The sequence below is a fragment of the Chitinophaga sp. genome (genome assembly GCF_035538455.1).
Lineage (GTDB): Bacteria > Bacteroidota > Bacteroidia > Chitinophagales > Chitinophagaceae > Chitinophaga.
On record NZ_DATLKJ010000088.1, the window covers coordinates 39,670 to 50,536 of the forward strand.

Below are 10,867 nucleotides of genomic sequence, written 5' to 3' on the forward strand. Positions count from 1 at the left end.
CTTGGATAAGATGAAGTGTAGACTGATGAAGGGTTATAATAATGCAACCGCCTTTTTTCTATATCCCTTTGTTTTGCCACGAACATTGCGCTTGCGTCGTTTGCGATGCCCATCCAGCCCGTGTAACGCATGTCCGCCGGGAGTATAAGCGGGTGCTGGTTTCATCATTTTCATGCCAATCCCGATAATGGTAAGGCTACCTACACCGATCACTACAGGAAGCAACCACCGTTTGTTCTTCGACCAGAAATCCGTTTTAGTATCTGCATTCGATGCCGGCGTCGTTTGTGATACTGCTGTTGTATCTCCGTTGCTATCGGGGCTTCCAGGTCTTACCTGTGCAGCGGGACTATCTGTATCCTGTGACATCTGCATTGCCCTGGTATCAGCGCTTCTGCTGATCATGGGAGAAGGAGGACTGTCTTGTTGGTTACTGGAACCTGTTTCAACAGGTGTAAATGTGGCTGGACTTCCCGGCTGTGCGGCTGCTTTATTGACGTTCGCAGCTTCCTTATCCGCTGCTGCGGCAACTTCTGCAGAAAAATCATCGCTGCCTTGTGTCTTTTTACCTTTGAACACATCGCCAATTTTTTTCAGGCTGCCCACAATCCCGGCGATAACTGCTGCGGCGGCGGCAACAGAAGCAAGTGTTATCGGTTCGCCCAGCGCTCCGAAGCCATTCAAGCCGATGAGGGTTTGTGCCGGTGCAAGGTTTTCACTGTAATAGATCTCTGTGCCGAGCAACTGTGGAAGTGGCGTATAGATGTTCATGTTATCTATTTCACTGCCGGCGCTCAGGAAACCAAGACCCAATAAACCATTGACAGCTTTGTCCTTATTGCCTTTACCGCGTAGGATGGCATTCTTTAGATTCACAGGGTTGCCTCCAGCACCGTAGAAAATGTTTTCGAGTTTCTGCCTGACTTTTACAAGTTGTTGATACCTTCCCATATCCATGCCTTTAGCACGGGCCTGATTAGGGGAGATGTAGCTCCAACGAAGCCGGGAGGCTACTTTACCGATATTCAGTTTCATAGAGGCTAATACGCCATTACGCAGTAACAGGGTAGCGGGATTAACTTTATTGGCAATGTTGAGGATCTTTTTTAGCCCCCGTTTCTTCTTTACACCTGAGCCAGGAACCTGATCAGGGTTCCACTTGGAAGGATCAGCTGCCGCTGCTGCCTCAGCATCTTCCCGCTTCCTTTTCTTGCGACGGCCAAACAATCCCAACTCACCAAACTGATCATCTCCATTTAAGAGGTAATCATCAGCACTACTAAAAGCTGAAGGGCCGTCAAATCCATTGAGGTATTGCAAATCCATATTGACATCTTTTTTTTCTGAAAAAGGAACTTCAAAATTGAACTGATCAGTCACACAGTCAATTGTGATATAGCCGCCACCGTTAGGCACAATGGGATAGATATGCTGGAAATAATCTTTGCTATACTTGGTCACTCGTAGTTTGTGAGGAATATGCAGATTACAGAGGATACTACTAATAAAAGTGGTATAACAATCGCAATCCACACCTGTCTTTCTGTCCATCCAGCTGCGGGCAGGGCTACGGACCTGTTCGTACCCTTCCTGGTCTTTACGGTAAGCTATATGATCATAAACAAACTGCCATATATTGCGACAAGTCTCATAAACATTATCTGCTTTCAGCTTCTCGGCGATACGGCTAGTATGATCAAGTGTTTTGGGAACGATCTGTTGAATGAACGTTAAGGTATCACCAACACCTGCATCAGGCTTTATAGTTGTGAAGATGCCTTCCGCCTGTGGGAATAAATGCGTGTAATCACTACCTGTCCTTACTTTCCTTTTCGTCGCTGATTGCATACTGATTACTTTTTCAATGTTACTTGCTGTTTGGTTTCAAAGGGTATTCTTGACCATCCCAGGTTCACGGTAGTAATCACACTGGCATCAAAGGTGATAGGCTTTTTCTCTTTAAGGTCTTTTGCCAATGTAGTAGTAACAGACAACAGATTGAGTACAGGCGCTTCTACCATCATGCCATCCACCACGACCATTCCAAAGGCTGGAATGCGGATGTCTTTATTAATTACCTGAGAACTACCGACCAATGCCCCCTGATACATAATTCGTATGTAGGGAAACTTAATACTGAAAGTCGCACGGGTCGGGTTCTTCAGCAATGCATCTACACGTATCTTCAGCGCAGAGAGATCAAGCGAATGCAAGTATGCTTTCGGTACTACCTCTAATTGCACACTGGCCCGTTTAATATTTTTAAAATAGCTGATACCTACGATCACCCCAGCGCCAATGGCAGTACCGGCGAGTATTTTTCCAGTAGTGTTCATTTGCCTGATGCTTTACGCTTTCTGTCCAGATAATCCGCAGTGATCTTAAATCCAAGCCATACGGCGCCACCGATGATGGCTTTCAAACCGTAATCCAATAGCCCGCTCATATTAACATTAGCAAGCAATATTGATCCTGTCAGCAAGACATTGGAGAAATGATTATTAACTTCTGTTTTCATCGTTTTATGAGTAGTTTAGTTAATCTTCTATTGTACCAGGTGTCCCCAGCTTGTCTACAATTATTTTGACCTGCTTGATATTGAAATAGTAGCCTTTACGAATACCTATTTCATTCTCAAATGGGTATAGCCATCGTGCGAAAGTATTCCTGTGTACACCATATAAGTCAGCAAGGTCTTTAACAGTATATGGCTGGAGGGTAAATGCGGTACGTATTGTTTCCATATACTTAATTTCTCAGGTAATGGGACTGTAAGGCTGCATTATAGAAATGTTGAAGCATACCATATGCTTTAATGGATAGTAATTGCCTACGGCAGCGTCGAAAAATTTTTGTAGAGGGATGAAGTACAAAATGACAGTAATGCTCGGCAACGATGAAGATCTGATTCATGTAACCAGGTACCTTTTCCCGTTTTTCCTTCAGATCAGAAAGTAAAGGCAGGGTATAGGAAATGCCATGCTCATAATTTGGGTTCAACCAGATACTTGGCATTGGTGGGGCAGAAAGAATGCCTGCGGTAATATATCTTTCCGCTATGGCAACTCTTTTGCAGAATGAAAGAAATGCATCGTACTTATCGGGCGCTTTATGAAAGAACTGGCTGATAAGCTCTTTACTCCTGGATATTTCAAACTTTGAAAGCTGTTGGTGCTGCCATAACAGAGCATATGCAAACTGCCATGCACCATTAATATATACGACTGATTCCGAGGAGCCACTATCTTCTTTGTCAGTAGTCACTTTATGCACTAATGAAATAATCTTTGCTTCCATGAAATAGATTTTTGTTTGTGATCCGTTTCGTTGGTACAAAGATGTGGGTATCGAAAAACCCTAGTGTTGCAGATTTAGTATCATTTCATGGATATTCAATTTTTCCTTTTTTCTTTTTACTTTTTGTCACTTTCTGGCACTTTCCCGTGAAGTGTGAAATTTATTTGAAGCATCATTCAGGATAGTTAAGTTTTAATCAGAAACATTCAGAAATAGTTGAAAACTTTTAGCATAGTTTTTGGTAATTACACAGACGTATTAATATAAGGATAAAAACATCATCAATACTGTTAAGACCAATAGCCTAAGAATAACCATACGCCCACAAGATAGCTTTAATCATTAAAGTATATTTAATACAACGGATTATACTTTCTTTAACATTATCACTGCGAAATAATCGCTATATTTAAAAAAAGGTTTATCGTTATAAACGATAAACTGTACTGCACGGTCATATTCAAAAAGGAGGTAACAATAATTATCATAGAGAATCGTTTCTTCAATATTGCCATTAGCTCTCATTAACCTACAAGTAACTATAAGTGTTCAAACTCCATTTCACCCATTAATTCTTGCGACTATGTCATGCATTCACCAGAGTCGATCCGCTAACGAAACAGTACTTACCGAAGAGGTAAGAAGAGGTGTTCATGAATTATCATTATCGTATAAAATTAAATTTCCTTGTCTTCCCAAAATCCGTCATGTAGCAGGCAGCTAATCTTTACATGTAACTTTTTCAACTTATTCCTATACATCTCCTTGCCCTCTATAGAAGGGTGTCCCATCACTGTGTCCTATAAAAAACATTTTATGGAGGATAATAAACATATCCCAGCAGGGCCGTATAACCTTATGGAGTTAGCCCAATTATATGGTGTCGGTCGCCATGTGATAAAAAATTGGTTAGAACCATTTGAAGACATAATCGGACCGAAGATCGGTAACTACTACACTGTAAAGCAAGTCAAAGTTATTTTTGAGAAGTTAGGTGAACCGGAGCCAAGATACTGAAGCTGTTTATTCAATTCTTACATGCATGTAATAGTACATAGATAGGTACTTTGAAATTGCCAGCTACAATATTTTACATACTGAACCATTTCACTACAGGTCTGTTTTAATTATAACTAAATGACTTGTTATGAAAAAGAAACCCGATGCGCCCACACCACTTACAATAGTGGGGGCAGTAGTAGCCATCTTTGTGGCGTTAAATTCCCTCATCTGTAAATCATTCAGATTATTCTCTGATATTCGATTACATAGATTACACAATAAAAATGTCACGGTAACAGGATATTTAGATAATAATGGAGGATGGCCATGCTATGTATTCATACTGATAATCGGCTGTTGGCTCGCAAGAAAGTTCATTTTGCACCCAAAAGCATTTCTATGGGTTACATTCACATTCATTATAATATCTCCTATATTACTCAGCTACCTTGTTTATCAGGATTTTCCACATCACTCGATCAGGGCCGACATCTTCACAGAAGTAATGATAATTTACATATTTGCAGTTGCCTTTTACCCAATTATAGATTTCATTATTAGCTCAATAATAAAGAAAGTATATAATCATCGATTCTGGATGATTACCGGAACCTATTCAATCATCTACATGTTTATACTGCCCGCAATTATAGGAGACATAATAACAATGGTAGGCAGCAGTGTTAAATAATCGGGGGGTACATCTGATAATTTAAGCAAAATCGGGGAGGAAATACAATAATGTTTATCGCTGGAGCTTTTCAAATTAACTGTAAAAAATAGCAAAGAATAAATAAATCCTTATAATTCTGCACTCACTAGCCACACAGCTTATTGATATTAGTTGTTAAATTCTCTCACTATGAAGAAGATAACAACTCAGATCTCGATGGACGCACCGGATAACATTATCTTAAATCAAGATGATGAGGTGGGTTTAACCCCTGAACTTTTAAAAACGTTTCCAGGTTGTGAACACTATACAGATGAACAGGCCATTGAAATAGTACGGACTTTAAAACAAGTCGCAGAAATTCTTTATTTGGCAATTCAAAAAAATATATATAACGTTGATTATCAATTAGAGGCAGGTACTAATCTGACTTCAGAAGTAACTAACCTACCTCAAGCAGCCTAACAATCACAATAAGATAGTTATGAAAACATTAGATGCTTTTCAGAGGTGGGCGAGGACTACCGAAGATGTTTCCTTTATAAAGGATATAAAACAAGCAGTAGTTTATACAAGGGTAAGTAGTAAAGAGCAGTTTGATAAAAACCTCAGCTTGGATTTCCAAAAAAGAGCCATTCTGGAATATGCACAACGAAACGATTTTACAATTGTGGAACTCTTTGGAGGAACATTTGAATCAGCCAAGACAGATGGGCGTAAAGAGTTTAATAGAATGCTCTCCTATATCAAATCCAAAAAGGGGGCCATAAGTCATATTCTTGTATATACCACCAGCCGGTTCAGTAGAACCGGTGGAGAGGCTATTAAGCTGGCGGCTGATCTTCTCAAAAAATACGGTGTTCAACTCCTTGCTGTTACTCAACCGGTAGATTCCACTACAGCATCCGGTCGTTTTCAACAAAACATACAATTATTATTTTCCCAATATGATAATGACCTGCGCCGTCAGGGAGCAATAGCCGGCACTAAAGAAAAGTTGGAACGAGGCATCTGGTGCTTAAAACCACCGATGGGGTATGATGCTATTATGGTAAATGGTATTCGCACCATTGTTATCAATAAAACCGGAGAGCACCTCCACAAGGCATTTCGTTGGAAGCTACTCGGATTTAAAAATGAAGATATAATAGAACGGCTGCAGGCTTTGGGGGTGAAAATCTATAAGCAGAAACTATCTATGATCTTTTCCAACCCCTTCTATTGTGGCATCATAGCTAATAAAATGCTAAATGGGAAAGTGGTAAAAGGGAATCACCCGGCATTGATTACAGAAGAAGAGTTTTTGCAGATCAATGAGATTAGACAGAGTGCAGGAGGTAAGTTCGGAGTATATCATCAAAAAGAAGTAGACTCTTTACCATTAAAGGTATTCCTTAAATGCGAAAAATGTGGTACAGGGCTAACTGGCTATATAGTAAAGGCCAAAGGTATCTACTATTATAAATGCCGTACTATAGGCTGTAGGTGCAATATGAATGCAAACAGACTTAACGGTTATTTCTTAGATTTTTTGACCAGGTATAATCTGAAAGAGAAACTGGTTACTCCACTCCGTTTTGAAATGAACCAGATATTTCAGAAGCGTAATGAAACCAATACCCGACAGCTTGCGGAACTTAAACGGAACCTGGAAGAAGTACAGAAGAACATAGACAACATGGAGGAAAGTTATTTTATCAAACGAACTATGAGTGATGAGAGCTATAACAAATTCAGGCCGCTGTACGCTGAGGAAAAGACCAAAATCCTTGATGCGATGACCAAAAGTGGAATTAGCAGTTCGAACCTTTCTGAGTATTTGGACAATGCTATAGCAATATCGCGGAATCTTGCTACTGTATGGGATTCCAGCCCCATACCGCAAAAAGAACAATTACAAAAATTGATATTTCCTGAAGGTGTGTATTATAATATGGAAAAAGGCACATTTCGAACCTCAAAAATCAATGAAGTATTTTCGCTCTTTGCAAGCCTGAACAGTGATTGCGGGGAAAATAAAAAAGGACAGGATGGCTTTAACACCATCCTGTCCAGTCAAGTCGGGACGACTAGATTCGAACTAGCGACCCCTTGCACCCCATGCAAGTGCGCTACCGGGCTGCGCTACGTCCCGAACTTTCTCCGGTGTCTCTTTTCATCGACGGGGATGCAAAAGTATGTAATTATTTGATATTTAAAAATTTTCGACACTTTTTCTTAAAAAAATTTCTATTCCGGTAGGAATCAGTCGTTAAGACCGTTTTCATGGGGTGCTAGTTTGAATCTGATCGTCCCGATTTCAAAACAACAGACCTTACCACTTTAATTGAAAGGACAAATGATATTTTTCTCGATTTGTTTTATGGAAAGCCCTTCTTCATTGTGCTAGTAGGCGTATACTGTTAATTCATTTATGTTCCCACTTCCCGGAGTACCTCTTCCGCCTGTTGCAGTGTCTTGCGGTACGATTTCTTTACCCATGCAGACACAAACAGCAGGAATATGTAACCACAGGGGAAAGAGAGTATCCAGAAATACTTATTGTGACTGATATCCTTGCCTTCAAGAATTTTGGGTAGCAACAGGACAATAACAACCAGCAATAAATAGCTAAGTACCACATTATAGTGATAGATTTTTTGAAATCTCAGCTTTTGACTGGCAAATATCCGGAGTACTTCTACATGAGGCTTATTTACATCCGGCAGTATATTAAGCTTACTAACGCTGACTAAACTAATAACTGACATTGCTATTAAAAGGAGTATGCCTGTAATACCTACTGTCTGTAGGAAAACTGTATCTAACAAAGGAAAGTGAAAGCCGATATAAACAGCGCTTAGTATACAGACGATAATGCCTGCCCATTCAGGATACTTTATTTTATTCACTTTTGAATAATACTTTTTTTGTATCATTTTATTTATAATTTGAGGGGTGAGATAATGCGTTGTTGCAACTTGTTTGCTGAGCGATGCCCAGTCACTTTTCAGGTCATCCAGTTCCATAGTTATTTTTGTTTTGAAACTTGTCGTTTTAATTTTTCTCTGATACGGGAGATTTTTGTACCTACATTACTTTTTGAGATGCCAACAATCTGTGCTATTTCTTCATGGCTTTTGTCTTCCAGGTAGAGCATGAGTATGCCCTTATCAAACAGGTTAAGGTCCTGTATGTGATAACGCAGCAGCTGTAATTTTTCTTCTGTATCACTATCTCCTGTATCCTGTACGTTGAGTAGCTCCGGATTGATGGGGACGGCTGGCACCTGCTTTTTGCCCTTCTTAAAATGAAAGATAGCCACATTCATGGCAACCCGGTACATCCAGGTACTGAGCTTCGCATACTGTTTGAATGAGTCAAAAGATTTCCAGAGTGCATATATGATCTCCTGTACGAGGTCGTCCTTATCTTCCTTGCTATCGGTATAGAAAGAGGCTACTTTATGTATGAGCCCTTCATTTTCCTGTATAGCATTTATGAATGAAGCCTTTTTGGAATCCTGCATTTGATAGATGGTATTATCCTATAAGTGTATGCTTTGCTGATAAAATCACACCTGTTTGTATTTTTTGTCTGGTCTGTCTGCAATTGACAGGAAGGGGATGTCAGGCCTCCCGAATCTGGTATCAATGGTTAGGTATATAAATACTGCGATATCTAGTGAAAATATAGTTATATTTATTCAGGTTATCACGCTATGAAAAGCAGGATTAATACCTTTTAATCCTGCAGTAAAACAACGATTCATTTTACCTCAAATTATTGATCTATGAAAAAAGTTAACAACAGAAAACTGCCCCTGAACAAGATTAAAATTGCCCGCCTCAACGACACCCGTTTAAAGGATATGAAAGGAGGTCAGGCCGCAGCTGTGAGCTTCCGTACCCTTTGTTCTGAAGTGGATGCCTGCCCGTCATTTGCCTGTCCTTCATTTAGGATATGCACGGAAATCTGAGATGAGGGAATATGCCTGGCGGTGGGTTCAATTCCAGCCAGCTCCATGAGAAAGATTATTATCGCCCGCTGATTCAATATTAGCGGGCATTTTTGTTTTTGAGGCGTATGTCCCTTTTCACCGCATTGTCAAAAAAAATTTGCAAGTGTCAGAATATTTGACAAGCTTTATCTATGTCAACCAAAATGCATGAATAAGGAGAAAGCCGCACATACCGGATTGCAGGTGGTTTCCTCTGGCTCCTCTTTGTGGGAGCAATTTCTGGAAGGCGACCGCCATGCTTTCGCCCGGATATATGATATACATATCGATCACCTGTTCCATTATGGCATGCATTTCTGCCAGGATAAGGAGCGGGTGAAAGACTGCCTGCAGGATCTCTTTCAGGACCTGTGGCTCACCCGCGAAAATCTCTCTGTAAACGTCCGTAATACCCGCTATTATCTTATCAGCAGCCTTCGCCGCCGCTTGTTGCGTACCCTGCAGAAAGACCGCCGCCGTATGCTCTGTGAAACAGACAACGCTTTTGAATTTGAGTTGATCCGCCCGCAGGAAGACAAACGCATCCTCGAAGAAACTGCTGAAGAACAACGCCGGCTCCTCACGGAAGCCCTCGCACGCCTTACCCGGCGTCAGCGCGAAGCCATCTATCTCCGCTTTTACCAGGACCTCAACTATGCAGAAGTGGCCGGTATTATGAATATGCAGGTGGATTCCGTATATAATATCATTTCCAAAGCGATCAGTATCCTGAAAAAGACCATCAGTCTGCCATTGTTACTGGTTTTCCTGGGTAAATAAAAAAGATGGAGAAAAATGATGAGATCAGATCTGTCACCTGCTCTTTAGGAAAAAGCCCGGCCTTTGTCATCCGATAAGTACATATCACATACCGCCCGCGACTTCGCTCTGGACGAAGATTTTCAGCAATGGGTCCTCCATCCGGAAGTCAGGAATGTGTTCTGGGAACACTGGCTCTCACAGCACCCGGAGAAAGATGCCGTTGTTGCGGAGGCCCGCAGGCTGGTGCATAGCATCGGCTTCAGGTCGTATGAACTGCCTGCTGAGGAGAAGGCCCAATTGTGGGAATCTGTGTGGAGCGGACTGGAAGAAGAACCTGTAGCAACCACGGTGACAACAACCCCGTTCCGCTGGAGCCAACACTTCTGGAAGTATGCAGCCGTACTGTTGCTCGGGTTGTTGCTGACGGGCGTATGGCGCTGGTACTATGCCGCCCCGCAACCTGTAATACTGAGCATCCATACCAGGCTGGGAGAGAAGAAAACCTTTATGTTGCCCGATAGCTCTGAAGTGACGCTCAATGCCGATTCCAGGCTGCTCTATGCGGCGCGTGACCACCGGCTCCGCGAAGTATGGCTGGATGGCGAAGCTTTCTTCCATGTGAAGCATACATCTTCTCATAAAAAATTTATTGTACACACCTACGACGATCTGAAAGTAGAGGTGCTGGGCACACAGTTCAATGTTAACGACCGCGGAAAGGAAATTGCCGTAGTGCTGCAGCAGGGAAGCATCCGCCTCAGTATAGGTGGAAAGGGCAGGGCAGCAGACCTGATGCTCTCGCCCGGCGAAATGCTGCGCTATAATAAAAATGATGGCGGCTACACGAAAAGTGAGGTCAACGCAACACATTTTACCTCCTGGCACAACGGCCGCCTGGAAATGGATGACTACTCCCTGTCTGATGCCGTCGCGTTCATGCAGCAGGTGTTTGGCAAAACCCTTATTGTGCGGGATACCCAATTGCTTGGTTACAAGGTTTCAGGATCTATGCCTATTATCTATAATGCCGATACCATGATGGTACAACTGGAAAAAGTTTTCCGGATGAAATTCAACCAAAGAGGCGACGAAATCTGGATTCAAAAGAAGTAGGAAGGCAGGCCACCTTCCACCATATAGTGTTTCATTTTTAA

At 41.7% G+C, this 10,867-nt stretch carries 12 protein-coding genes, 1 tRNA gene and 1 pseudogene; 6 read left to right on the forward strand and 8 right to left on the reverse strand.

Going from position 1 to position 10,867, the window contains the following annotated elements; all coding sequences use genetic code 11:
- Window positions 1-33: 33 nt before the first annotated feature.
- From VM802_RS10260 to VM802_RS10280, 5 genes are read right to left on the reverse strand one after another with little or no spacing between them, the layout of a single operon-like run.
- Window positions 34-1,848 (reverse strand): hypothetical protein, encoded by a 1,815-nt coding sequence (locus tag VM802_RS10260; protein WP_325529999.1) that lies wholly within the window; start codon window positions 1,846-1,848, stop codon window positions 34-36.
- Window positions 1,849-1,853: 5 nt separating this feature from the next.
- Window positions 1,854-2,336: a hypothetical protein gene (locus VM802_RS10265; protein ID WP_325530001.1), complete on the reverse strand. Its 483-nt coding sequence runs from the start codon at window positions 2,334-2,336 to the stop codon at window positions 1,854-1,856.
- Window positions 2,333-2,518 (reverse strand): hypothetical protein, encoded by a 186-nt coding sequence (locus VM802_RS10270; RefSeq protein WP_325530003.1) that lies wholly within the window; start codon window positions 2,516-2,518, stop codon window positions 2,333-2,335. Before VM802_RS10270 ends, VM802_RS10265 begins: the two co-directional genes overlap by 4 nt.
- Window positions 2,519-2,537: 19 nt before the next feature.
- Window positions 2,538-2,744 carry a hypothetical protein gene (locus VM802_RS10275; protein ID WP_325530005.1) on the reverse strand — a complete coding sequence of 69 codons (207 nt, stop codon included), beginning with the start codon at window positions 2,742-2,744 and terminating at the stop codon, window positions 2,538-2,540.
- 4 nt (window positions 2,745-2,748) lie between these two features.
- Window positions 2,749-3,297 (reverse strand): hypothetical protein, encoded by a 549-nt coding sequence (locus VM802_RS10280; RefSeq protein ID WP_325530007.1) that lies wholly within the window; start codon window positions 3,295-3,297, stop codon window positions 2,749-2,751.
- Between the two features lie 1,147 nt (window positions 3,298-4,444).
- Between VM802_RS10280 and VM802_RS10285 the strand changes: the two genes are divergently transcribed.
- The 3 genes and pseudogenes from VM802_RS10285 to VM802_RS32335 all read left to right on the forward strand — a co-directional run.
- The gene (locus tag VM802_RS10285) at window positions 4,445-4,990 is read left to right on the forward strand and encodes a hypothetical protein (protein ID WP_325530009.1); all 546 of its coding nucleotides are present in this window, start codon (window positions 4,445-4,447) and stop codon (window positions 4,988-4,990) included.
- Window positions 4,991-5,161: 171 nt separating this feature from the next.
- Entirely contained in the window at window positions 5,162-5,437 is a 276-nt protein-coding gene (locus VM802_RS10290) for a hypothetical protein (protein WP_325530011.1), read from the forward strand.
- A 19-nt stretch (window positions 5,438-5,456) separates the two neighbouring features.
- A pseudogene (locus tag VM802_RS32335) lies at window positions 5,457-6,287 on the forward strand (recombinase family protein); the annotation flags it as partial.
- A gap of 745 nt (window positions 6,288-7,032) precedes the next feature.
- Here VM802_RS32335 and VM802_RS10300 read toward each other — a convergent pair.
- The 3 genes from VM802_RS10300 to VM802_RS10310 all read right to left on the reverse strand — a co-directional run bounded on the left by VM802_RS10300 (window position 7,033) and on the right by VM802_RS10310 (window position 8,480).
- Window positions 7,033-7,106 (reverse strand) — tRNA-Pro (locus tag VM802_RS10300).
- A gap of 277 nt (window positions 7,107-7,383) precedes the next feature.
- Window positions 7,384-7,980 (reverse strand): hypothetical protein, encoded by a 597-nt coding sequence (locus VM802_RS10305; protein WP_325530015.1) that lies wholly within the window; start codon window positions 7,978-7,980, stop codon window positions 7,384-7,386.
- Window positions 7,981-7,982: 2 nt separating this feature from the next.
- Window positions 7,983-8,480: an RNA polymerase sigma factor gene (locus tag VM802_RS10310; protein WP_325530017.1), complete on the reverse strand. Its 498-nt coding sequence runs from the start codon at window positions 8,478-8,480 to the stop codon at window positions 7,983-7,985.
- A 264-nt stretch (window positions 8,481-8,744) separates the two neighbouring features.
- On the opposite strand from VM802_RS10310, the gene VM802_RS10315 reads away from it, so the two are divergent.
- From VM802_RS10315 to VM802_RS10325, 3 genes are all read left to right on the forward strand, one after another.
- Window positions 8,745-8,930, forward strand: coding sequence for a class I lanthipeptide (locus VM802_RS10315; protein WP_325530019.1), 186 nt, complete (start codon window positions 8,745-8,747; stop codon window positions 8,928-8,930).
- A gap of 189 nt (window positions 8,931-9,119) precedes the next feature.
- On the forward strand, window positions 9,120-9,731 hold the full coding sequence (locus VM802_RS10320) for an RNA polymerase sigma factor (protein WP_325530021.1): 612 nt from the start codon (window positions 9,120-9,122) through the stop codon (window positions 9,729-9,731).
- Between the two features lie 63 nt (window positions 9,732-9,794).
- Window positions 9,795-10,826, forward strand: coding sequence for a FecR domain-containing protein (locus VM802_RS10325; RefSeq protein WP_325530023.1), 1,032 nt, complete (start codon window positions 9,795-9,797; stop codon window positions 10,824-10,826).
- Window positions 10,827-10,867: the final 41 nt, after the last annotated feature.

Excerpts from the sequence above, each read along its gene's own strand:
- VM802_RS10260 (WP_325529999.1), bottom strand. The coding sequence starts at position 1,848 with ATGCAATCAGCGACGAAAAGGAAAGTAAGGACAGGTAGTGATTACACG.
- VM802_RS10265 (WP_325530001.1), bottom strand. The coding sequence starts at position 2,336 with ATGAACACTACTGGAAAAATACTCGCCGGTACTGCCATTGGCGCTGGG.
- VM802_RS10270 (WP_325530003.1), bottom strand. The coding sequence starts at position 2,518 with ATGAAAACAGAAGTTAATAATCATTTCTCCAATGTCTTGCTGACAGGA.
- VM802_RS10275 (WP_325530005.1), bottom strand. The coding sequence starts at position 2,744 with ATGGAAACAATACGTACCGCATTTACCCTCCAGCCATATACTGTTAAA.
- VM802_RS10280 (WP_325530007.1), bottom strand. The coding sequence starts at position 3,297 with ATGGAAGCAAAGATTATTTCATTAGTGCATAAAGTGACTACTGACAAA.
- VM802_RS10285 (WP_325530009.1), top strand. The coding sequence starts at position 4,445 with ATGAAAAAGAAACCCGATGCGCCCACACCACTTACAATAGTGGGGGCA.
- VM802_RS10290 (WP_325530011.1), top strand. The coding sequence starts at position 5,162 with ATGAAGAAGATAACAACTCAGATCTCGATGGACGCACCGGATAACATT.
- VM802_RS10305 (WP_325530015.1), bottom strand. The coding sequence starts at position 7,980 with ATGGAACTGGATGACCTGAAAAGTGACTGGGCATCGCTCAGCAAACAA.
- VM802_RS10310 (WP_325530017.1), bottom strand. The coding sequence starts at position 8,480 with ATGCAGGATTCCAAAAAGGCTTCATTCATAAATGCTATACAGGAAAAT.
- VM802_RS10315 (WP_325530019.1), top strand. The coding sequence starts at position 8,745 with ATGAAAAAAGTTAACAACAGAAAACTGCCCCTGAACAAGATTAAAATT.
- VM802_RS10320 (WP_325530021.1), top strand. The coding sequence starts at position 9,120 with ATGAATAAGGAGAAAGCCGCACATACCGGATTGCAGGTGGTTTCCTCT.